19 protein-coding genes and 1 tRNA gene are annotated in these 21,004 nt (G+C 65.2%); 12 read left to right on the top strand and 8 right to left on the bottom strand.

Annotated features, from left to right (window positions below; translation table 11 throughout):
- Nucleotides 1-85: 85 nt before the first annotated feature.
- From EAE28_RS15210 to EAE28_RS15225, 4 genes are all read right to left on the bottom strand, one after another.
- Nucleotides 86-406: a hypothetical protein gene (locus EAE28_RS15210; protein WP_127107751.1), complete on the bottom strand. Its 321-nt coding sequence runs from the start codon at nucleotides 404-406 to the stop codon at nucleotides 86-88.
- Nucleotides 407-500: 94 nt separating this feature from the next.
- A complete protein-coding gene (locus EAE28_RS15215; protein ID WP_127107753.1) occupies nucleotides 501-815 on the bottom strand; it encodes a 2Fe-2S iron-sulfur cluster-binding protein in 315 nt (104 codons plus the stop codon).
- Between the two features lie 11 nt (nucleotides 816-826).
- Nucleotides 827-2,119 (bottom strand): type I glutamate--ammonia ligase, encoded by a 1,293-nt coding sequence (locus tag EAE28_RS15220; RefSeq protein WP_127107755.1) that lies wholly within the window; start codon nucleotides 2,117-2,119, stop codon nucleotides 827-829.
- A 38-nt stretch (nucleotides 2,120-2,157) separates the two neighbouring features.
- Nucleotides 2,158-3,414: a cytochrome P450 gene (locus EAE28_RS15225; protein ID WP_127107756.1), complete on the bottom strand. Its 1,257-nt coding sequence runs from the start codon at nucleotides 3,412-3,414 to the stop codon at nucleotides 2,158-2,160.
- A 72-nt stretch (nucleotides 3,415-3,486) separates the two neighbouring features.
- On the opposite strand from EAE28_RS15225, the gene EAE28_RS15230 reads away from it, so the two are divergent.
- Together EAE28_RS15230 and EAE28_RS15235 are read left to right on the top strand one after the other, a co-directional pair.
- Nucleotides 3,487-4,191 carry a type 1 glutamine amidotransferase gene (locus EAE28_RS15230; protein WP_164736647.1) on the top strand — a complete coding sequence of 235 codons (705 nt, stop codon included), beginning with the start codon at nucleotides 3,487-3,489 and terminating at the stop codon, nucleotides 4,189-4,191.
- A gap of 59 nt (nucleotides 4,192-4,250) precedes the next feature.
- Nucleotides 4,251-4,781 carry a MarR family winged helix-turn-helix transcriptional regulator gene (locus EAE28_RS15235; protein WP_164736648.1) on the top strand — a complete coding sequence of 177 codons (531 nt, stop codon included), beginning with the start codon at nucleotides 4,251-4,253 and terminating at the stop codon, nucleotides 4,779-4,781.
- A 92-nt stretch (nucleotides 4,782-4,873) separates the two neighbouring features.
- Here EAE28_RS15235 and EAE28_RS15240 read toward each other — a convergent pair whose 3' ends face one another.
- Nucleotides 4,874-5,524 carry a GntR family transcriptional regulator gene (locus tag EAE28_RS15240; protein ID WP_127107762.1) on the bottom strand — a complete coding sequence of 217 codons (651 nt, stop codon included), beginning with the start codon at nucleotides 5,522-5,524 and terminating at the stop codon, nucleotides 4,874-4,876.
- Between the two features lie 138 nt (nucleotides 5,525-5,662).
- Here EAE28_RS15240 and EAE28_RS15245 point away from each other — a divergent pair.
- The 9 genes from EAE28_RS15245 (at nucleotide 5,663) to EAE28_RS15285 (ending at nucleotide 15,941) form a co-directional block, all read left to right on the top strand.
- Nucleotides 5,663-5,752, top strand: a tRNA-Ser gene (locus tag EAE28_RS15245).
- Nucleotides 5,753-6,139: 387 nt separating this feature from the next.
- Complete coding sequence (locus tag EAE28_RS15250) at nucleotides 6,140-6,976, top strand: protein NO VEIN domain-containing protein (RefSeq protein WP_127107764.1); 837 nt, start codon at nucleotides 6,140-6,142, stop codon at nucleotides 6,974-6,976.
- A 772-nt stretch (nucleotides 6,977-7,748) separates the two neighbouring features.
- Complete coding sequence (locus tag EAE28_RS15255; protein WP_220443939.1) at nucleotides 7,749-9,293, top strand: ABC transporter substrate-binding protein; 1,545 nt, start codon at nucleotides 7,749-7,751, stop codon at nucleotides 9,291-9,293.
- A gap of 79 nt (nucleotides 9,294-9,372) precedes the next feature.
- Nucleotides 9,373-10,344, top strand: a complete 972-nt coding sequence (locus EAE28_RS15260; protein WP_127107768.1) for an ABC transporter permease — start codon at nucleotides 9,373-9,375, stop codon at nucleotides 10,342-10,344.
- Between the two features lie 10 nt (nucleotides 10,345-10,354).
- Nucleotides 10,355-11,281: an ABC transporter permease gene (locus tag EAE28_RS15265; RefSeq protein ID WP_127107770.1), complete on the top strand. Its 927-nt coding sequence runs from the start codon at nucleotides 10,355-10,357 to the stop codon at nucleotides 11,279-11,281.
- Nucleotides 11,282-11,286: 5 nt separating this feature from the next.
- The gene (locus tag EAE28_RS15270) at nucleotides 11,287-12,480 is read left to right on the top strand and encodes an amidohydrolase family protein (protein ID WP_127107772.1); all 1,194 of its coding nucleotides are present in this window, start codon (nucleotides 11,287-11,289) and stop codon (nucleotides 12,478-12,480) included.
- Nucleotides 12,477-13,964, top strand: coding sequence for an amidohydrolase family protein (locus EAE28_RS15275; protein ID WP_127107774.1), 1,488 nt, complete (start codon nucleotides 12,477-12,479; stop codon nucleotides 13,962-13,964). The genes EAE28_RS15270 and EAE28_RS15275 overlap by 4 nt, the downstream gene beginning before the upstream one ends.
- Entirely contained in the window at nucleotides 13,957-14,931 is a 975-nt protein-coding gene (locus EAE28_RS15280; protein WP_127107776.1) for an ABC transporter ATP-binding protein, read from the top strand. Before EAE28_RS15275 ends, EAE28_RS15280 begins: the two co-directional genes overlap by 8 nt.
- Nucleotides 14,928-15,941 (top strand): ABC transporter ATP-binding protein, encoded by a 1,014-nt coding sequence (locus EAE28_RS15285; RefSeq protein WP_127107778.1) that lies wholly within the window; start codon nucleotides 14,928-14,930, stop codon nucleotides 15,939-15,941. The genes EAE28_RS15280 and EAE28_RS15285 overlap by 4 nt, the downstream gene beginning before the upstream one ends.
- 83 nt (nucleotides 15,942-16,024) lie before the next feature.
- Here the strand turns inward: EAE28_RS15285 and EAE28_RS15290 are convergent, their stop codons facing one another.
- Both EAE28_RS15290 and EAE28_RS15295 read right to left on the bottom strand, forming a co-directional pair.
- Entirely contained in the window at nucleotides 16,025-16,747 is a 723-nt protein-coding gene (locus EAE28_RS15290; protein WP_127107780.1) for an aspartate/glutamate racemase family protein, read from the bottom strand.
- A 3-nt stretch (nucleotides 16,748-16,750) separates the two neighbouring features.
- A complete protein-coding gene (locus tag EAE28_RS15295; RefSeq protein WP_127107782.1) occupies nucleotides 16,751-17,380 on the bottom strand; it encodes a flavin reductase family protein in 630 nt (209 codons plus the stop codon).
- Nucleotides 17,381-17,568: 188 nt separating this feature from the next.
- On the opposite strand from EAE28_RS15295, the gene EAE28_RS15300 reads away from it, so the two are divergent.
- Nucleotides 17,569-18,249: a GntR family transcriptional regulator gene (locus EAE28_RS15300; RefSeq protein WP_127107784.1), complete on the top strand. Its 681-nt coding sequence runs from the start codon at nucleotides 17,569-17,571 to the stop codon at nucleotides 18,247-18,249.
- A gap of 169 nt (nucleotides 18,250-18,418) precedes the next feature.
- Here EAE28_RS15300 and EAE28_RS23805 read toward each other — a convergent pair.
- Nucleotides 18,419-21,004: Ig-like domain-containing protein (locus EAE28_RS23805; RefSeq protein WP_164736649.1), on the bottom strand; the 2,586-nt coding region annotated here is incomplete at its 5' end.

The following is a 21,004-nucleotide window of genomic DNA, read 5'->3' on the forward strand; positions in this document are numbered from 1 at the left end:
GCGGCGGAGCGAAGTCGGGGTGAAACCCCGACCTACGGGGCGTTGCTCATGAGTATTTGGGACATGATGATGGGGCGTTCGCGGCTCAGGAATTGAGCTGGCAGCGGGTCCAGGTCAGGGCGGTAGTGCCCGGTTCGGCGACGCGCAGGGATTCTTCACCGAGCAACGTCACGACCACGATGTCGCCCGCGCCCGCTTCCCCCTCAGGCACCGTATAGCCGCCGTCATGGCGGCGGTAGAGGCCGGTGACGGCGTGGCCGCCGGGGTTGACGAAGGACGATCCCCTTATCTGCAGCGAACGGGGGCCGCCCGGTTCGCACCATGTGCCGTCGATGGAATCGGCTAGCGCGGCGACCGGGGCCAGAAGCACCATGGCGGCGATAAGGGGGCTGAGGATTCGTGGCATTGTCCGCTCCCGCTGATTGCAACCAGCGTGACACAGACGGTGCAAAGCGCCAAGCGTTTCGGGGCAAGCCTGTGCCTGCCCCGAGAGGGATCGCTTAAACCTCGGGCACGCGCAAGATGATGCCATCAAGCGCCGGGGACATTTCCATCTGGCACGACAGGCGCGACTGATCGAGCCGCGGGGCATCAGTGGCGTCGAGCATTGCGTCCTCGAAATCCGACGCCGCGCCCGCCGCCGCCAGCCATGCCTCATCGACATAGACGTGGCAGGTCGCGCAGCTCATCGTACCGCCGCACTCGCCGATGATGCCGGGGACGTTGGCGTCAACGGCGGCCTCCATCAGGTGCCGGCCGTCGGCCACGTCTGCGGTGATTTCGCGCCCGTCGGGCAGAATCCAGGTGGCTTTCATGCGGTCTCTCCTCACACAAACCAGATTGAGAAATCGCGCGCCTGTTCGGGCGTCATGTCCTTGGTCTTGTCGACCTCGACGCGCTTCATATGCACGTGATGCGCGACATACTCAGGCCCCATCGCCGCGATCATGGGCGCGTCGGCTTCCAGATCATCGAGCGCGGCGCTGAGGGTTTCGGCCACGCCGTACTCGGCATTCTGGCCCATGAAGCAATCGCCCGTCTCGACCGGCGGCAGGTCATAGCGCCCCTCATAGCCCAGCCGCGCCGCTTGCAGCACGGCGGCGACGGCGGCGTAGGGGTTGGCGGCGGCGTCGGCCATGCGGTGTTCGAGCCGGGCTTTCTTGCCGCCCTCGCCCGAGACGCGGCAGGTGACGCCGCGATGATCCTCGCCCCAGTTGCACCAGAAGCCCGACATCGAGGCAGGTTGCAGGCGGGCGTAGGAATTGACCGACGGCGCGGTCAGCGCGGCCAGCGCCTTGTGGTGCTTCATCCAGCCTGCGATACAGCCGCGGCCCAGATCGGTCATGCCCTTGATGCCACCCTGCGGCCCGGCGCTGAGGGCGTTGTTGCCCTGTGTGTCGGTGAAGGACAGGTTGATATGCATACCTGAGCCGCCGCGATCAAACAGCGGTTTTGGCAGGAAGGTCAGGATGATACCCTTTTGGAACGCCACTTCGCGCGCCAGTTGGCGGAACATCACCGTCTCATCCACCGCCTGCAGCGCCTCATCGAAGCTGAGGGTGAATTCGTATTGCGGCGTGTCGTATTCGGTGGTGACCAGATCGAGTTTGAAGCCTGCGGCCTCGGCCGCTTCCCAGATCGCGTCGGTGAAGCCGAGCGGATCGTTGAACGGCCCACCGCCATAGACATGGCCACCGGGGAGATCATAGGGGGCCAGCGTGCCATCCTCGGCGCGGGTGAAGGCGAAGGCTTCCAGCTCGATCCCGACCTTGGGGGTGAGCCCGTGCTTGGCCCAGTCGGCAATCGCGGCCTTGAGCCGATTGCGCCCCAGGATCGGCACCGGCGCGCCATCGCGGTCGGTCATGTCGCCGGTAACCATATGCACGCCCGGTTCCCAGCCCGGACGGATGTCGGCGGCGTCCCAGCTAAGAGTCATGTCGGGCAGACCCTCAAGGCAATTGGTGCCCGGCGCGTCGACGATCAGGTCTTTGTCATAATGGACGGCAAGGCAAGGCTGGGCAAAGCGGGTCGAGCCGGAGCCGATCTTTTCCTGCGGCAGGTATTTCGAGCGCAGGATGGAAAGATGGTCGCACCAGACGGGGCGCAAACGGTCACGCATGAGGGATCTCCCTGTTTCTTATGGTTTTTTTATTGTGGTCAGGCGCGGGTGATCCGCACCGGAAGTTCCTTGATACCGCCCACAAAGTTGGAACGGAGGAATTTTTGCGGCCCCGCCGGTTCAATCGACGTGATCCGCTTGGCCAGTTCCTGAAACAGCACACGCACCTCAAGCCGGGCCAGATGCATGCCCAGACACAAGTGCGGGCCGCCCTGCCCGAAGCTGAGATGGGGGTTGGGATTGCGCGCAAGGTTCACGCGGAACGGGTCGTCAAAGGCGGTCTCATCCCGGTTGCCGCTGACGAACCAGTAGAGCACCTTGTCGCCCGCCTTGATGGTCTTACCGTGCATCTCGTGGTCGCGCGTGGCAGTGCGGCGGAAATAGACGGCGGGGGTTGCCCAGCGGATGATCTCGTCGGGCGCGGTGGCCCAGACCTCGCCGGCCTTCATCTGGACCAGCAGTTCGGGCTGGTGCGCCATGGCCTGAATACCGGCGGCGATGGAGTAGCGGGTGGTATCATTCCCGGCGGCGACGAGCAGGCAGAAGAAGTTGCGAAACTCGGTCTCGGAGATCACGCTGCCATCGGGGCCGGGTTGCAGGATCAGGTGGAGGATGCCGTTAGTGTCGCCGCGCGCCGCCTTGTCGGCCATCAATTTACGGGCGTATTCATAGAGTTCCGCCCCGGCGGGCGAGTTGAACGGCATCAGGCGGTAGTCGTCGGTCGTCATCTTGTCGAGCACATGCTCGGTGAAATCGGGGTCGGTGTTGGCAATCAGCGCGTCGCCCTTTTCCACCAGCCACGGCAGGTCTTCGTCGGGGGTACCCAGAATGCGGCCCAGCATGCGCATCGGCAGCTCGCGGGCGATGCGTTTGGTGGCGTCGAAGCTGTCGTGTTGCAGGGCGTCGTCGAGGATTTCGTCGCAAAGTTCGCGGATCTGGTCCTCAAACCCGGCAACAACGGGGCGCGAAAAGGCCTTGGCGACCTTGACGCGGGTCATCGTATGCTCGGGCGCGTCGGTCTCCTGAAAGGTGCGGCGCGCGAGGTATTCCTCATAGGTCTGATCCTCCATGCGGATGCCGCGGGCCGATGACATCAGATCCGGCTGCCGGTTCAGCGCCAGAATATCGGCGTGGCGGGTGACGTTCCAGAACCCCTGCCCCGCGTCCCAGTCGCTCCAGGCGAGCGGGTCATCGCGACGCATCCGGGCAAAGGTGTTGTGCGGCACGCCTTGGGCAAAAATGTCATGCGAGGTCAGGTCGGCGTGCCCGTCGTCGGTTGGTGTCCAGATGGTCATGCGACTCTCCCTTGCGGTCCGTTGCTTGCTATGTATATTATTGGCAATGCAACGTATGCAAATGGAATTTTCATGCATATCGCCTTTCTTGACGCCAACACCGACCGCTCTGCCTTTGCTGCCCGCCATGCGAGCGAAGTGGACAAATTCCGTGCCCTTCTGGCCCCTGTCGCGCCGGACTGGCGCTATAGCGACTTCAAGGTGACCGAGGGCGCTTTGCCCGCGTCACTGAAGGGTTTCGACGGGGTCATCGTTTCGGGAAGCCCGGCTTCGGTCAATGATGCAGAGGACTGGGTTCCGGGGCTGATGGCGACGATCCGCAAGGCCGTGGACGCCGGTGTGCCGGTGTTCGGCGCGTGTTTCGGGCATCAGGCGGTGGCCAAGGCGTTGGGGGGCGTGGTCGCTCACAACCCCGATGGCTGGGTGCTGGGCCGGGTTGAAACGGTGAACCATTCGCCCGCGCCGTGGATGCGCGATGCCCCGGCAACTATGGCGCTGAACGCGGCACATAATGAGCAGGTGGTCACGCCGCCGCCGGGCGCAACCGTTCTGGGGGGCACAGCGCAGGTGCCAAATGCACAGCTGGCGATCGGAAACACGGTATTCACCACACAATACCACCCTGAAATCACACGGGATTTCATGGCCGACCTTATCACGCATCTAAACGGCGAGGTGCCGGCTCCGGTTCTGGCCGGCGCGCAGGCCGCCCTGCCGCTTTCGCTGGACGATGCGCTGATGGCCCGCTGGATTGCGGCGTTTTTCAACGCTAACTGACCGGCGTTAGCCATCTGTTAAGGGGGTCCATGCTTATCATCGCTCAGGAGATGATGCGCATGGACACAAATACCTTGGGTGCGCTGGTTTGGCAGCTGTCGACCCGGTGGCGCAGCGCGGTTGACCGCGCGGTTGCCCCGATGGGCCTGACCCAGGCGCAATACACCGCCCTGAGCACATTGGCAGCGATGCGGACGCGGGGCGAAAGCCCCAGCCAGCGCGCCCTTGCCGAGCAAATGGGCATATCGCCGATCTTCGCCTCAAAACTGCTGCGCGCGCTGGAAGCTCAAGGGCTCATCCGGCGTGCGGATCATCCACAGGACGCCCGCGCTTTTTCGCTGACGCTTTCGCGCACTGGCCAGACCCAACTGGCGCTTGCCCAGGAAGCGGTGCGCGCCCTGGAAGAGACGCTGACCGCGCCGGTCGGGGACCCGGGCGGGAACGCAGCCCAAGCCTTGCGGATCATGCTCAAAGCACTGCTGGCCACCCCGATATCGGAAGCGGCGCATCCTGAAGCCGCCGCTGCGCGGTTTGCGCATCGCCCGACAGACTCGACCGCAAACGCCCCAAGTCCCTTCACCGCCCGTTAACGACTCATGGCTATGTGTCAGGGAAAGCCACCACGACCCGCTGAGAGAAAGGAAAATGCCCCTGCCCCAAACGCCGGTTCAGGCCCGCGCAATCAACCAAGGACGGCCAGCAGATCCATCGCCGTAACCTGATCGAACTGAACATGGTGACGCATAGCAGCCTCGGCAGCCTCGCTGTCGCGCGCCATAATCAGATCCGCAATAATCCGGTGATCACGGGCCGAAGCCGCGATCGACCCGGCATAGCGATAGCGCACCCGGTAATAGGCCATCAACTTGCGCGCGTTGGTCTTGATGAGATCCAGCAGGAACGGATTGCCTGCGGCCTCTGCCACCGTGCCGTGGAAGCGCAGATTGAGCTGATAATACCCATCGGGCTCGGCGTCACCCAGCGTCGCAGAATGCGCCTCGCAGGCCACCGTGACGGCCTCAAGCGCTGCGGCACCGCCGGGCGACAAGCGCCGCGCCGCCAGACCCGCCGCCTGTCCTTCAAGCTTGGCGTGTACTTCGAGAATCGCAAGGAACTCGGCCAGTGTCGGCTTGAACACCACGGCCCCCTTGCGCGGAAGACGTTTGACCAGCCCGGTCGCCTCGATCTGCATCAAGGCCTCGCGCACCGGGGTGCGTGACACCCCGAATTGTTGCACCAGCGCGGCTTCTTCGATTTCATCGCCCGGGTTCAACCGGCCTGTGTCGATCCAGTCGAGCAAACTGCGCAATATGGTTTCGGTCTGGTTGGCCACGGCGTCTCTCGGTCTGGGCCCGATCCGGGCTGCCCATCCGTATACACAAGCCCCGCCGCTTTGTGCAACAACGCCACGCAGCAAGGGCTACCGACCCCTCTTGCACCCTCGCGCCTGCGACGCTATTGGTGCCGGAACGGACAGGTGGCCGAGTGGTCGAAGGCGCACGCCTGGAAAGTGTGTAGGCGGGGAACCGTCTCCAGGGTTCGAATCCCTGTCTGTCCGCCACTTTCAGATACTGAATCCGTCCAAGGGCCCCGATTGGGGCCTTTTTTCTTTTTGTTTCAAAGGGCGTTGGCAGGGCCATCCGCCCTTCGGAGACTGGGCGCTTGACGCGGAATCGGTCTCCGAATGGCCTGCGTCTCTCTTCGAGCGCACCTCGACGACCACGGGACGGCACAAAACTCCTAGCATTTCCAATGGCTTGCTGCGTTCATGGGTTCGCCCTGTTCGCGAAAAAATCCGGTGACGGAGACCGACACGAAGGCGCAGGGCGGTCAGAAGGACGGTTCCGTGGCGGCCGATCCCTAAGTCAGGCGGCAGCGTTCGAAGCGAGACAGGAACCTGCCGGAAGTCTCTGATGACAAACGCAGTTTCCGCCCCTAGCCTGGCGCGATGTCAAACAGGGCCTGGACCGATCAAGAGAACGACCTGATCGTCGCGGATTACTTCGCGATGCTGGCCGACGACATCTCTGCGCGCCGCTACAGCAAGGCCGAGCACCGCCGCGCGCTGCTGCCTCTGCTGAACGACCGGCCCGAGGGGTCCGTCGAGTTCAAGCACCAGAACATTAGCGCGGTGCTGAAGGGGCTCGGTGAGCACTGGATCCCCGGCTACAAGCCGGCCTTCAATTTTCAGATGACGCTGGTGGATGCCGTGGCGCGGTGGCTGGCGCTGAACCCAGCCTGGCTCGGGCGGCAACCTGGGCTGCAACCCGCCGCTGGCCTGCGCGAAGCGGCGCAGATCTGGATCGGGCCGCCGCCGACGCTGTCGAACCAGACGCCCCCGCAGGAGCTGGACCAGATGCTGCACATAGCCCGCAAGTTCGACGTGGCGGGCCGGGACGAGCGCAACCGGGCCCTCGGCCGCGCGGGCGAGGAGCGCGTGCTTGCGCACGAGCGCGCCGCCTTGCGGACGGCAGGACGTGACGATCTGGCGCGCAAGGTGCAGTGGGTGTCGGAGGAGGATGGCGATGGTGCTGGCTACGACATCGCCAGCTACGCGCCCGACGGCCGTCCGCGCCTGATCGAGGTGAAGACGACGAACGGCTGGGAACGCACGCCCTTCCACATCACCCGCAACGAGCTGGCTGTGGCCGAGGAGCGGCGCTCGGAATGGTCCCTGCTCCGACTTTGGAACTTTGCGCGAGAGCCGAAGGCATTCGAGCTGCATCCGCCGCTGGAAGCGCATGTCTCGCTGACCGCGACGTCCTTTCAGGCAAGTTTTCGTTGAGGGTCGGTTCAGCCGAATTTGCGCGTTTGGTGACAAAATCCTGCACCTCAGACCACCCGAACGCGACACCCCACGCCCACAGCCCAGAACCACCGGTTCCGTAGATCACCTTGACCCATTCGTTCAATGCGTCGCGCTTGGCCTTGTCTTGCGGGCGCTCGGTTCCCTTGAATTCCAAGGCGAGCATCATCCCACCGGTCAGCCGGATCAGGATGTCGGGACCATAGCCGCGACGAGGACCCGCCCGCTTTGACAGGAACTGACAACCCGGATGATCGTTCTTCGCGTGGGCGATAACCGCATCTCGGCCCTCGACGACGTGCGCCGGGTGCCCCTTCCACGCGGTGACTGATAGGCAACTTGATCACCGGAAAACAGGGTTTGGCGGTGTACCAGGTCCGCATCTGGCCGGTAGGGCCAATAGGCTTCTCTTGCTCAACAATGGGAGGCGACCCGCAGGCCGTTGCGGCCATCTCGCCGGCTGGAGGACTGCTTTTCGTTGCAAACTTCCCTCAGACGTCAGGGCGGAAGACACGGCGCCGGGGTGTGGGCTGTGGTGGCGAGGGCGTCTGGCGCTGCCCGTTAACGAAGCACTTTCCAGAATTGTTTACAATTTCCATCTCAATGCAAACAATTTCGTTGACACGCGGTCTGCCGGTGGGTCAGCCTTGCAATCAGGGCATTGCGACGTACTGCCCGCACGCAACCGGCAAGCCGCAAGAATCAGACCCAACAGGAGAACCCGGCAATGAACGCCTTTCACGCAAGACTCATGAGCAGCGTCGCTGCGCTTGGCCTTTTGGTCGGCGCGGCCTCGGCTGAAACCATCCGCTGGGGCGGCTCGGCGGACCTGAACTCGCTCGATCCCTACTCGTATGGATCGACCTTCACGCTGTCCTTTCTGAACCATATCTACGAAGGGCTGGTACGCTATGACGCCGATCTGCAGATCGAACCGGCGCTGGCCGAAAGCTGGGAGGTCGTGTCCGATTCCGTCTGGCGGTTCCATCTGCGTCAGGGCGTGACCTTCCACAACGGTGCCACCTTCACCGCCGAGGACGTGCTGGCCTCGCTGAACCGGGTGAGCCATGAGACTTCGCCGCTGCGGGGCAACCTGCCAGCGTATCAATCGGCGGAAGTCATTGATGACTATACGATCGATATCCACCTGAATGGCGCGTATCCGCTGCTGCTCAATGACCTGACCAACATCTTCATCTTTGATGCCGACTGGCTGCACGACAACAACAGCGAGCTGCCGACCGACGTGGCCGCCGGGGTCGAGGGTTATACGACCTTCAACGCCAATGGCACCGGCCCGTTCATCATTGACGAGCGCGTGCCCGATACCCGCACCTCGATGGTGGTGAACCCCGACTGGTGGGATGAGCCCGAGCACAACGTGACGCGGATCGAGTTCACGCCGATCACCTCGGCGGCGACCCGGGTTGCGGCGCTGCTGTCGGGCGAGATCGACTTTGTCGAAGGCGCGCCGGTGCAGGATCTGCCGCGTTTGCAGGCCGCCCCGAATGTCAACGTGATCGAGGGCAACGCCTTGCGCACGATCATGTTCGGCTTCAACCGCCGCGAGACCCTGAACGACGGGCGCGAGAACCCGTTCAACGACCTGCGCCTGCGGCAGGCGATCGCCCATGCGATCGACATGAACCTGATCCGCGACCGGATCATGCGCGGTGCCTCGCGCAACGCGGGCACGCTGGTTGCCCCGCAGATCCCCGGCTATTCGGCCGAGCTGGACGAGCAGATCGCCTATGATCCCGATCTGGCGCGCCAGCTGGTGAGCGAGGCCGGTGCCGAAGGTCTGGCGTTCCAGCTGACCTGTTCCTACGAGCGCTGGGTGAACGAGGAAGAGCTGTGCTCGGCCGTGATTTCGATGCTGACCCGCGTTGGTCTGGCCCCGTCGCTGGACATCGGGCCCTGGGCCGTGCAAGCGCCCCGGATGTCGGGCGGTCAGGCTGACATGTTCATCTTTGGCTGGGCGAACGAGCCGATGCTGGACGCCTATTCGCTGCTGGTGCAGGTGGTGCGGACGCGTGAAGGCACGGCGGGCGTGTTCAACTGGGGGGCGTGGAGCTATCCGGCCTGGGATGCGCTGATCGACGCGGCTGCGGTCGAGCTGGATCGCGACACCCGCCTTGGCTATGAGACGCAGGTTCTGGCCGGTGCGCGCGAAGAGATGCTCTTTGTGCCGGTGCACCAGCAGCCGATGGCCTGGGCGGTCTCGGACCGGGTGGAATCGGTCGTGCAACAGGCCGACAACAAGCCGCGTCACTGGCTGACCCGCATGGCTGACTGATCGCCCGGCCGGGCTGCCCGAGGGGGTGGCCCGGCCTTTCGCCTTGCTCCCACCCTTCGCCTTGCGAACGGAGACCCTAATGATTGTCTTTCTCATCAAGCGCCTGTCGAATGCCGCGCTGGTCATGCTGGCGGTTGCGCTGATGGCCTTCATGATCTTTCGCTTTGCCGGTGATCCGGTCGAACTGATGGTGAACGAACAGACCACCCAGGAGCAGCGTCAGGAATTGCGCGAGCGGCTGGGGATTGATCAGCCCGTCCTGATGCAGTTCGCGCGCTTTGTGGGCAATGCGGTGCAGGGCGATTTCGGTATCTCGTACCGCAATCAGGAATCCGTCATGTCGCTGATCGCCGAGCGTTTCCCGGCGACCTTCGAGCTGGTCATTCTGGCGACGATCCTGTCGCTGGTGGTGGGGGTGCCGCTGGGGGTCATCACCGCGATCTATCGCGGGCGGTGGTTTTCTGAAGCGGTGCAGTTTGCGTCGATCATCGGCGTCTCGCTGCCCAGTTTCGTCATCGGCATCCTCTTGATCCTCGGCTTCTCGGTCTCGCTGGGCTGGCTGCCTGCCTTCGGGCGTGGAGAGGTGGTGCAGTTTGGTTGGTGGTCCACCGGCCTGTTGACCCATTCAGGCCGCATGGCGCTGATCCTGCCGACGGTGGCGCTGTCGCTTTACCAGATCACGCTGGTCATGCGGCTGGTCCGGGCCGAGATGCTGGAGACCCTGCGCTCGGATTTCGTGAAATTCGCCCGCGCGCGCGGTGTGCCGGCGTGGCGCATTCATTACCGCCACGCGCTCAGAAACTGCCTGATGCCGGTCGTGACGATGACCGCAATGAACATTGGCGCGCTGATCGCCTTTGCGCTGGTGACCGAGACGGTCTTTCAGTGGCCGGGCATGGGTCTGCTGTTCATTCAGGCGATTACCTTCGTCGATATTCCCGTGATGGCGGCCTATCTGGTCATCGTTTCGTTCATCTTCGTGACGCTGAACACGCTGGTCGATATCACCTATGCGCTGATCGACCCGCGCCTTCGCGACGCCACCACCTGAGGGAAGCGCGATGAGCCTTGCTGAACCCAATCTTCTCACCCGCATCCGCCGCTCGGATCTCTGGTGGTCCTTTACCCAGCACAAGGCGGCGATGGCGGCGGCATTGCTGCTGGCGCTGCTGATCCTGTCGGCGGCCTTTGCGCCGTGGATCACGCCGCAGAACCCCTATGATCCGGCGCAGCTGGATCTGTGGAACGCCGAGCTGCCCCCGATCTGGATGGAGCGCGGGCAATGGCCCTATCTGCTGGGCACCGACAATCAGGGCCGCGATATCCTGTCGGCCATTCTCTATGGCTCGCGCAGTTCGATCATCATCGGCATCGGCTCGGTGGCGCTGTCGCTGGTGATCGGCATCTCGCTGGGGCTGATGGCCGGGTTCTTCGGCGGCATCACCGATGCGGTGCTGATGCGGGTCGGCGATGTGCTTCTGTCCGTGCCGACCATCCTGATCGCGATGCTGGTCTCGGCAATGGCCCGCGCCTCCTTGCCGCCGGGGCTGCGCGAGGTCGGAGCGGGTGCGGTGCTGATCCTGGCGATCACCCTGTCGGCCTGGGTGCAATATGCGCGCACCGTGCGCGCGCAGACCTCGGTCGAGCGGCGCAAGGAATACGTGCAGGCGGCGCGACTGCTGAAGGTTCCGGCGCGGCGGATCATGGTCAAGCATATCCTGCCCAACACGATGACGCCCATTCTGGTCGCCGCCACGCTGAATTTCGGCATGGCCATTCTGACCGAGGCGACGCTCAGCTTTCTGGGCATCGGCATGCCGCCCAGCCAGCCCAGCCTTGGCACGCTGATCCGCTTCGGCAACCAGTACCTGTTCTCGGGCATGTGGTGGATGGTGATCTTTCCGGTGCTGCAACTGTGCCTGCTGGTGGTGTCGGTAAACCTGCTGGGTGACTGGCTTCGTGACGCGCTCAACCCGAAACTGAGGTAATTTCCGTGACTGATCTTCTGCTCAAGAACATCCGCCCGATGGGCCGCGAAACCGCTGACATCCTGATCCGCGACGGCAAGATTGCCCGGATCGGCGCGGGTCTGGACGCGCCCGGCGTCGCGGTCGAGGATGGCGGCAATGCGCTGGTGATCCCCGGACTGGTCGAGGCGCATACCCATCTGGACAAGACCACCTGGGGCATGCCCTGGTACGCCGGTCGCAAGGGCGGTGTGCTGCAAGACCTGATCGACAATGAGCGCAACGAGCGTGTGCCGCTGGGTCTGGACGTCCACCGCCAGTCGATGCGCCACGCCATCGCGCTGATTGCCAATGGCACCACGCATATCCGCACGCATGTCGATATCGACACCGACCACGGGCTGAGCCTGCTGGAAGGCGTGTTGCAGACCCGCGAAGCGCTGGCGGGGCTGATCGACATCCAGATCGTCGCCTTTCCGCAATCGGGGCTGATGGTGCGGCCCGGCACGCTGGACTTGCTCGACGCGGCGATGGCGGCGGGCGCGGATATTGTCGGCGGGCTGGACCCGTCGTCGATGGACCGTGACCCCAAGGGCCAGCTGGATGCGATCTTTGCGCTGGCGCAGAAGCATGACGCGCCGATTGACATCCACCTGCACGAACCCGGCGAGCTGGGGGCGTTCACCATGGAGCTGATCCTCGAGCGCACGCAGGCGCTGGGGATGCAGGGCCGCGTCGGCGTCAGCCATGCCTTTCATCTGGCGATGGTGCCCCCTGCCCGCATCGAGGCGCTGATGGAACGCATCGCGGCGCTGGACGTGTCGATCTATTCCACCGGGCACCCTTCGGCCAATGTGCCGTCGCTCAAGGCGATGCGTGCGGCGGGGATCCGGGTCGGCATCGGCTGCGACGGGATCCGCGATACCTGGGGTCCGTGGGGCGAGCCGGACATGATGCACCGCGCGCGGATTGTCGGCATGAAGAACGGGTTCCGGCGGGATGAGGAACTGGAATTGTTGCTCGACACCGCCTCGGGCGCCGGGGCGGCGTCGATCGGGGTTGCGGGGCATGCCGTGACGGTGGGTGCCGCCGCAGACCTGACGCTGCTGGCGGGCGAGACGCTGGCGCATGCGGTCGTGCTGCAAGAGCCGCGCCCGCTGGTTATCAAGGGCGGCGCAGTGGTGGCGCGCGCGGGCAACGCCGTGATCGAGGCCCCATGAGCACGCTGGCCTCCCTTCCCCTCGGTCAACGCCCCTCGGGGCGTACCGCGCTCAGGGCCGACTGGGTTCTGGCGCATGGGCCGCAGGGGCACCGGCTGCTCAGGAACGCCGAGGTGGTGATCGAGGCGGGCCGCGTCCTGCATGCGGGCGGCCGGTTCGAGGGCGAGGTGGCGCGGCGCGTTGATCTGGGTGCGGCGCTGATCTCGCCGGGGTTCATTGATCTGGATGCGTTGTCCGATCTGGACACGACGCTGCTGGCCATCGACCACCAGCCCGGCTGGGCCAAGGGCCGCGTCTGGCCGCAATCATATGTCGAGCGCGGCCCCTATGAGATGTACACGCCCGAGGAACTGGCGTTTCAGAAGCGTTTTGCTTTTGCGCAGCTCTTGCTGAACGGGATCACCACGGCGGCCCCCATCGCCTCGCTCTTCTATCGCGCATGGGGGGAGACGGTCGCCGAGTTCGACGCCGCCGCCGAGGCCGCGCTGGATCTGGGCCTGCGGGTCTACCTAGGCCCGGCCTACCGCGCGGGCGGCATGGTCTGCACCGCGCCGGGGGTGCTGGAGCCGGTGCTGGACGAGGCGCGCGGGTTGCAAGGGCTGGCCGAGGCCGAGGGCTTCATCCAGCGCTGGCACGGCGCGGGCGGTGATCTGGTGCGCGGGCTGCTAGCCCCGGACCGGGTGGAGACCTGCACTGAAACCCTGCTGCGCCGCAGTTTCGCCGCCGCGGAGGCGCTGGACGTGCCCGTCCGCCTGCACATGGCGCAGGGCGAAATGGAGCGCGAGGCGATGGCCCGTCAGCACGGGATGACCGCCCCGGCATGGCTGGCCTCGCTGGGGCTGCTCTCGCCCCGGCTGATCGCGCCGCATGGCACGCATGCCACCGACGCTGACCTTGATCTATATGCGCAAAACGGCGTGTCCATCGTGCATTGCCCGCTGGTTTCCGGGCGGTTCGGCGGGCTGTTGCGCTCGTTCGGCAGGCTGCGCGCCAAGGGCGTCACCATCGCCATGGGCACCGACACCGCGCCGCCCGACATGCTGATGACCCTGCACACCGGGCTGATGATGGCGCGCGTGGCCGAGGGGCGCGCCGATGCGACCTCATCCGCCGATCTGTGGGACGCCGCGACTCTGGGCGGTGCCCGCGCGCTCGGTCGCCCGGATCTGGGGCGGATCGAGACCGGGGCGCAGGCCGATCTGGCGGTGCTCGGGCTCGACGAGGTCAGGATGACCCCCACCATCGACCCGATCACCACGCTGGTTGCCGGGGGCTCGGGCCGCGCCGTCAGGGCCACTTTTGTCGATGGGCGTCTGTCGATGCGCGACGGACAGGTCGCCGGGATCGACATGCCCGCCGCCCGCCAGCGCGCGCAGACGCAGTTTGACGGGCTGGTGGCGAAATACCCCGAACGCAGCTGGGGCCACCCGCCCCTGTCGCAGCTGTTCCCGCCCAGTTTTCCGATGGAGGAATACGATGCCTGATCCCGTCCTTGAAGTGCGCGATCTGCGCGTGCAATTCCCCGGCCGCCACGGCACCGTGACCGCGCTGGATGGCGTTTCGCTGCATCTGAACGCCGGTGAGATCCTGGGCGTTGTTGGTGAAAGCGGCGCGGGCAAGTCGATGACCGGGCTGGCCGTTCAAGGCCTGCTGGAACCGCCGGGCCACATCGCCGGGGGCGAGGTCTGGCTGAACGGGCGGCGCATTGACCAGTTGAGCAACCGGCAGATGGAAAAGATCCGCGGGCGCGAGATCGGGGCAATTTTTCAAGACCCGCTGACCTCGCTCAACCCGCTGTTCAGCGTCGGCAGCCAGCTTGAGGAAACCATCCGCCTGCATCTGGACATGACCCGCGCCGAGGCCCGCGCGCGCGCGATTGATCTGCTGCGGCAGGTCGGCATTCCGGGACCGAAAGAGCGCATCGACCACTACCCGCACCAGTTCTCGGGCGGGATGCGGCAGCGGGTGGTGATCGCGCTGGCGCTGGCCGGTGAGCCGAAACTGATCATCGCCGACGAGCCGACCACCGCACTGGATGTGTCGATTCAGGCGCAGATCATCGCGCTGCTGCGCCGGCTCTGCGACGATCTGGGCACCTCGGTGATGCTGGTCACGCATGATCTGGGCGTCATCGCCGAGGCCGCCGACCGCATCGCGGTGATGTACGCCGGGCGCATGGTCGAGATCGGGCCGGTGCGCGAGGTGCTGCGCCAGCCGACCCATCCCTATACGCGCGGGCTGATGGATTCGATCCCCGCGCTGGGGCGGCGGGTCGCGCATCTGACGCAAATCGACGGCTCGATGCCCCGGCTCGACGCCATCCCCGACGGCTGCGCCTTCAACCCGCGCTGCGCGCATGTCGGTCCGCGCTGTCGGCGCGCCCGGCCCGCCCTGATGCCCACAGGAGCCGGGCAGAACGCCTGCTGGCTCACCCATGGAGGTGTTGCATGACCCGTCCCCCTGCTTTGAGCGTCCGCAACCTGACGCGAGTTTTCGACGTCTCGGCCCCCTGGCTGAACCGCGTGATCGAGCGCAAACCGCGCCAGTCGCTTCGGGCGGTGGATGACGTGACGTTCAGCGTGCCCGTCGGGGGCTGTCTGTCGCTGGTCGGCGAATCCGGGTGTGGCAAATCCACCGTCGCGCGGCTGGTGACGGGGCTTTATGCGCCGTCCGAGGGAACGATTGAATTCGGGGCCGAGATCGACGGCGCGCCCCTCTCGGCACAAATGATCTTTCAGGACCCCTACGCCAGCCTCAACCCGCGCTGGCGGGTGCGCGACATCATCGCCGAACCCCTGCGCGAGCTGAAACTGCGCGATACCGAGGCCGAGGTGCGCGCGCGGGTGGACGAGTTGCTGACCACCGTGGGCCTTGCGCCACGCGACGGGGGCAAGTTCCCGCATGAATTCTCGGGCGGGCAACGCCAGCGCATTTCGATTGCGCGGGCGCTGGCGACCGAGCCGCGGTTTCTGGTTTGTGACGAGCCGACCTCGGCGCTGGATGTGTCGGTTCAGGCGCAGATCCTTAACCTGATGCGCCGGTTGCAGGATGAGCTGGGCCTGACCTATCTTTTCATCAGCCACGATCTGAGCGTGGTGCGCCATATGTCGGACCGGATCGCCGTGATGTATCTGGGCCGGGTGGTCGAAGAGGCCGAGACCGAGATCCTGTTCGCCAACCCGCGCCATCCCTATACGCGGCTGTTGTTGCAGACGATCCCCAGCATCGAGAACCCCAAGCGCCAGCGCGAAGCCGAGGGTGGCGAAGTGCCCAGCCCGCTGAACCCGCCCGCCGGGTGTGCGTTCCACCCCCGCTGTCCGCTGGCCGACGCGCGCTGTTCGGCCGAGCGGCCCAAGGTGATTGCGCTGGCCGATGGCAGCCGTCTGGCCTGCCACCGGGTCGAGGAAGCCGAGGCCGCTGCGCTGTCGCAGCGTGCGACCGCGATGGCCGGGGCGCTCTGAGCGCGCCGCCTACCCCTGCCAGAACGAAAAACCGGCGCCTGTCTGGCGCCGGTTTTTACGTTCGCTTGGATGGTTCTTGCGGCTCAGGGATGCGTTGCGGCCATGAGGGATTTGTCGCGCGGAAAGGCGAAACTGCCGGTCTTTGCCGTGGCAAAACCGCCGCCGACCATCGCCTCGGCCAGCTTGACCGCCGCAGACACCCCGTCGATCACCGGCACGCCGGTTTCAAGCTGCAAGGCACGGCACATTTCGGCCATGCCGGCGCAGCCCAGCACCACGGCCTCGGCCCCGTCTTCGTTGATCGCGCGGCGGATTTCGGTGCGCAGGCGGGCAAAGGCGGTCTCGGGGTCTTCCTCAAGCGCCAGAACCGGCAGGTTGACCGAGCGCACGCTCCGGCATTGTCGCGACGCGCCATACGCATCGACCAGATCCTCGATGATCGGCACGGACCGGGGCAGCGTGGTCACAATCGAGAACCGCGCGGCGATGGTCATCGCCACCTGAATGCCCGCCTGACAGATGCCGATCACCGGCCCGGTTGCGACTTCACGCGCGGCGCTGAGGCCGGGATCGTCGAAACAGGCGATGACCGTCGCCTGCGCGCCCTGCGCTTCGGCCAGTCGGATGGCATCCAGCGTGCCGGGAACCGCGCGCGCCTCATCGGCGTAGCCTTCGATGCTGGCCGGGGCACCGGCGACGGTGGCAACGGTGATCTGCGTGCCCGGCGCGGCGGCACGAACGGCGCTGAGGCGGATGGTCTCGGTCATCGAGGCGGTGGAATTGGGGTTAACGACAAAGATCTTCATGGCTCAGCGCCCCGTCTTCGCGCGCACCGCGTCCAGCGTCGGCGCGGTCAGCACGAACTGGCGGTCCGAGCCGACGTAATTGTCGGCATGCAGCCGCGCGATGGGCTGATAGACATCAGGGTTCACGTAGCGGCCCTGCGCGTCCAGACAATCGTCGCGCACATGCATCTGCACCACCTCGCCCAGCACCATGGCGCGGCGCGGCCAGTCTATGATCCGTTCGATCCGGCATTCCATCGCGCAGGCCGCGCCCTTGATGCGCGGTGCCTTGACCTGCACGCAGGGCGCTTGCTCAAGCCCCGCGAGCTGCATCTCATCGACGTCCGGCTCGACGCTCAACCCGCAGATCAGCATCTGCTCGGCCAGTGCAGCGTCCACCACATGCACGACAAATTCGCCCGTCGCCCGGATGTTGGCCACGGTATCCTTGTCCCCGCCGGTCAGACGCGGCTGGATCCCCAGCGCAAGGATCGCAGGATCATGGCCGAACACGTTGAAAAAGCTCATCGGTGCCGCGTTGGCCACGCCCTGCGGCGACCGGGTTGTGACCAGCGCTATCGGCCGGGGGCCGACGAAATTGGTGAGCAGACGATAGCGGTCTTCCGGCGGTAGCGTCGTGAAGTCAAAATCCATGGCGGCATCCTTTGTCACCAGACCAGTCTAGCCAGTTCGTCAAATTCTTGCAAACAATATTGTAAACAAATATGCGTATCATTATGCGCGCAGAGTGTTGATCGTCTGCGCAAAGCTCTGTTGCGTTGAATGTTGACAGCTCAAAACCCATCTGCCACCAAACAACCCTGAGTAAAGGGAAGCGTATCATGTCAGAAAAGCCCGGTTCGGCCACGGCCAGCGAAATTCGCGATCGGGTCTGGCAATCCATCGCCGAGCGCCGCCTCCGCCCCGGCACGCGGCTGAAGGAAGAGGAACTCGCCGAGATCTTCGGTTCCAGCCGCGCCCGCGTCCGCCAGGCGCTCAGTCTGCTTGAGCATGACCGTCTTGTCACCATCATCCCCAACCGCGGCGGCTTTGTCGCCGAACCGACGATTGCCGAGGCACGCGACGTGTTCTTCGCCCGCCGCATCATCGAGGGCGGGCTGGTCGAAAAGCTGTGCGCCAAGGTGACGGCGGCAGAAATCGCCCGGCTTGAAGAGCATATCGCGCTGGAACGCGCGGCGCTTGCCGCCGGGGATCTGGCGTCGATTGTGCGGCTTTCGGGCGGGTTTCACATCCTCATCGCCGAGCTTGCCGGGTCCGAATACCTGCACGCGGTGCTGCGGGATCTCGTCTCGCGCACCTCGCTGATTTCGGCGATGTATCAGCCCCGCCAGACCCATGATTGCGGCCCGGATGAGCACCACGAGCTGGTCACTTTCATCGCGCGCGGCCAGACCGAGCAGGCGCTGGCGTCGATGGCCCATCATCTTGGCCATGTTGAATCGCAGCTCGATCTGAACGAAGCCCCCGAAATCGCGCGCGATCTGCGCGATGCCTTTGGCTGATCCGGGTACAACAGCGCGATAGACGGGCCTCGCGTAACGGGCACGCCGTCCCCCCTGAACGCAGCGCCGCTGGTCATTATCCGTTGCCGCCACAGGCAAAAACCAACGCGCCGCCCCGAAAAGGGCGGCGCGTTTGCCGTTCACTGTGCTGAGGCGCAGGGTGCCGCGATCAGAACTCGATCGCCAGGTTCAGATCGAGCCCGTAGGACCTGAAATCCCCCGATCCGATGCCATCGACAAACAGGCTGCTCGAGAAGCGCATCCCGGCCCCGTTGTTATAACGATAGCCCAGATCGACCCGCGCCCGCGCGCCCGAGGTCTGGTCGATAAAGGCGGTGGCAGCGCCCGTCCCCTCGACATGCGACCAGATCCCCGACGCGCCCCAGGTGACCAGATGCTCGCCCACACCGGCCAGGATCGGCATCTCGAAATCCATGCCCAGTGACAGCTCGCTCAGCCGCACGGTTTGTTCGGGCACCAGATTGGACAAGCCGTCGACATAGGCCGCCTGCGTGTCCGAGACATGGCTGAACTGCAACCGCGGGATATAGCGCAGGCGTTCGCCCTGGAAGCTGCCCTCAAGCGCAACCATGGTCAGCCAGCGTTCGGTATCGAACCGGTCGGTGAACGTGCCGAACGGCGAAATACGGTTGCTGGAGCGGCCATAGAGCAGACGGCTCTCGAAATAGAGCGGCTGATCGCCCAGCTGTGCGACGACATAGGGTCCGGCCAGCCAGCCATGACCGCTGGTCGCCACACCGCCACCCTGATCTTCCGAGGCGTAGTCGAACTGCAGCATCCCGCCCACAAGCAGACCCGGCCGCAAGGCAGCATGGGTGCCGACGGTGGCCAGCGCAAAGGCGCTGTCGCCCGAGCCGTTCTCGAAGCTGGTGCGCGATCCGCGCAGGCTGAACCACAGCGGGCCATTGCCGCCTGTCGCGATATCAACCGTGCCAAAGCCGCGCGTCACCGAGACATTGACGCCGCCGCCGTCGGTGCCATCCAGGAACCGGGTCAGACGAGTCTGGTTCTGGATCAGGTTGCGCGCGCGGTTTTGCAGGAAGTCGGTGATCATCTCGCTGGCGACCGACACCGAGTTCAACGCACTCGATGCCGATGCTGCCGCCGACCCCTGCCCCGAGGCATCGATCGCTGCCCCGTCGCCAAGGCTGACCACGACCGCGCCCGCACCATTCGGCGTGACCGTCGCGCTATACACCGACGGACCGCCCGACAGACCGCTCGCCGTGCCATTGAGCACGCTGATATCCGCCAGCTCGAACCCGGTGACCGGCTCCGAGAACGAGAAGGTCGCGCTCAGCACGTCGCCGGGCAGGAAACTGGCCGGCAGACCCGAGATCGTCACCACCGGCGCCACGCCATCGGGCGTGTTGGCAAACAGGTTCGACGCTTCGCTGAGGTTGGCAAACGCATCCTGCGCAACCCCGGCTGGCAACTGGATACTGTGCGACACCTGACTTGCGGTGACCTGCACCGTATAGACCGCACCCGAGCCGCTCAGCCCCGCCAGATCGGCATTCGAGGTGGCAAAATCGCTCAGGCTCAGCCCGGTTACCGGCTCGCTGAAGGTGATCGTCAGCGTATAGGCGGTTCCCGGGAACGCAGGCGTGCCGGTCAGCACCACCGTGGGCGACTCCCAGTCGGGCGCGACGGCAACCGTCGACGCGTCCGACATATTCCCCTGCGCATCGGTTGCCGTCAACGAGACCGTGCCCGCGATCATGTCAGGCGCAGACGTTACCGAATAGACGCCACCCGTCGCGACAACATCCACGAAACTGTTGTCCGGGAAGGTGACACGAACGGTCGATCCCGCCTCAGCCGTCCCCGAGATTGTCACCGACCGGTCGGGATTAACCGTCGTGGTGGAGACCAGCGGTGCCGCTGGTACAACCGCCGGGGTCACGATGACCGTCAGGGTTTGCTGCACCGCATCATTGCCCGCCGCGTCCTGCGCATCGACCAGAACCGCGTTGGTGCCAACCGCAAAGTCATAGGGGCTGGAGATCGGCGCGCCGTTCAAAGTGAACACCGGCACCACCACCGCATCGTAATTGTCGGTCACAGTTGCCGTGAACGCGTGGTTCGCCGTGCCGGACGGGCCCGCCTCCAGCGTCACCGATACCAACCCGGTGATCACCGGCGCTTCGGTATCCAGCGGCGCGTTTACCGTGATCTGCACGGTATCGGCGGTCGAGGCGTCAAACCCGTCGTCGACCACCAGCGAGAAGGTCAGCACCAGCGCGGTGTCACCGATGTTCAGGCTCGGCGCGGTGAAGCTGGGGCTGGCCGCCGTGGCGCTCGACAGCGTCACCGAGGTGCCACTGGTCTGCGTCCAGGCGTAGGTCAGGCTCTGCCCGCTGTCATTCGCGGTCGAGCCGGTGCCGTCCAGCGACACCACAGCGCCCTGCGCCACCGACTGGGCGATCCCCGCCTCGGCGGTGGGCACGGTGTTGGCAGGGGCGTTTACCGTGATCTGCACAGTGTCGGCGGTCGAGGCGTCAAACCCGTCGTCGACCACCAGCGAGAAGGTCAGCACCAGCGCGCTGTCACCGATGTTCAGGCTCGGCGCGGTGAAGCTGGGGCTCGCCGCCGTCGCGCTCGACAGCGTCACTGCAGTGCCGCTGGTCTGCGTCCAAGCATAGGTCAGGCTCTGGCCGCTGTCATTCGCGGTCGAGCCGGTGCCGTCCAGCGACACCACAGCACCCTGCGCCACCGACTGGGCGATGCCCGC

Source organism: Pararhodobacter zhoushanensis (genome assembly GCF_003990445.1).
Taxonomy (GTDB): Bacteria; Pseudomonadota; Alphaproteobacteria; order Rhodobacterales; family Rhodobacteraceae; genus Pararhodobacter; species Pararhodobacter zhoushanensis.

Bases quoted from the DNA above. Each gene is read 5' to 3' on its own strand.
- EAE28_RS15210 (WP_127107751.1), bottom strand. From the start codon at position 406: ATGCCACGAATCCTCAGCCCCCTTATCGCCGCCATGGTGCTTCTGGCC.
- EAE28_RS15215 (WP_127107753.1), bottom strand. From the start codon at position 815: ATGAAAGCCACCTGGATTCTGCCCGACGGGCGCGAAATCACCGCAGAC.
- EAE28_RS15220 (WP_127107755.1), bottom strand. From the start codon at position 2,119: ATGCGTGACCGTTTGCGCCCCGTCTGGTGCGACCATCTTTCCATCCTG.
- EAE28_RS15225 (WP_127107756.1), bottom strand. From the start codon at position 3,414: ATGACCATCTGGACACCAACCGACGACGGGCACGCCGACCTGACCTCG.
- EAE28_RS15230 (WP_164736647.1), top strand. From the start codon at position 3,487: ATGCATATCGCCTTTCTTGACGCCAACACCGACCGCTCTGCCTTTGCT.
- EAE28_RS15235 (WP_164736648.1), top strand. From the start codon at position 4,251: ATGGACACAAATACCTTGGGTGCGCTGGTTTGGCAGCTGTCGACCCGG.
- EAE28_RS15250 (WP_127107764.1), top strand. From the start codon at position 6,140: ATGTCAAACAGGGCCTGGACCGATCAAGAGAACGACCTGATCGTCGCG.
- EAE28_RS15255 (WP_220443939.1), top strand. From the start codon at position 7,749: ATGAGCAGCGTCGCTGCGCTTGGCCTTTTGGTCGGCGCGGCCTCGGCT.
- EAE28_RS15260 (WP_127107768.1), top strand. From the start codon at position 9,373: ATGATTGTCTTTCTCATCAAGCGCCTGTCGAATGCCGCGCTGGTCATG.
- EAE28_RS15265 (WP_127107770.1), top strand. From the start codon at position 10,355: ATGAGCCTTGCTGAACCCAATCTTCTCACCCGCATCCGCCGCTCGGAT.
- EAE28_RS15275 (WP_127107774.1), top strand. From the start codon at position 12,477: ATGAGCACGCTGGCCTCCCTTCCCCTCGGTCAACGCCCCTCGGGGCGT.
- EAE28_RS15280 (WP_127107776.1), top strand. From the start codon at position 13,957: ATGCCTGATCCCGTCCTTGAAGTGCGCGATCTGCGCGTGCAATTCCCC.
- EAE28_RS15285 (WP_127107778.1), top strand. From the start codon at position 14,928: ATGACCCGTCCCCCTGCTTTGAGCGTCCGCAACCTGACGCGAGTTTTC.
- EAE28_RS15290 (WP_127107780.1), bottom strand. From the start codon at position 16,747: ATGAAGATCTTTGTCGTTAACCCCAATTCCACCGCCTCGATGACCGAG.
- EAE28_RS15295 (WP_127107782.1), bottom strand. From the start codon at position 17,380: ATGGATTTTGACTTCACGACGCTACCGCCGGAAGACCGCTATCGTCTG.
- EAE28_RS15300 (WP_127107784.1), top strand. From the start codon at position 17,569: ATGTCAGAAAAGCCCGGTTCGGCCACGGCCAGCGAAATTCGCGATCGG.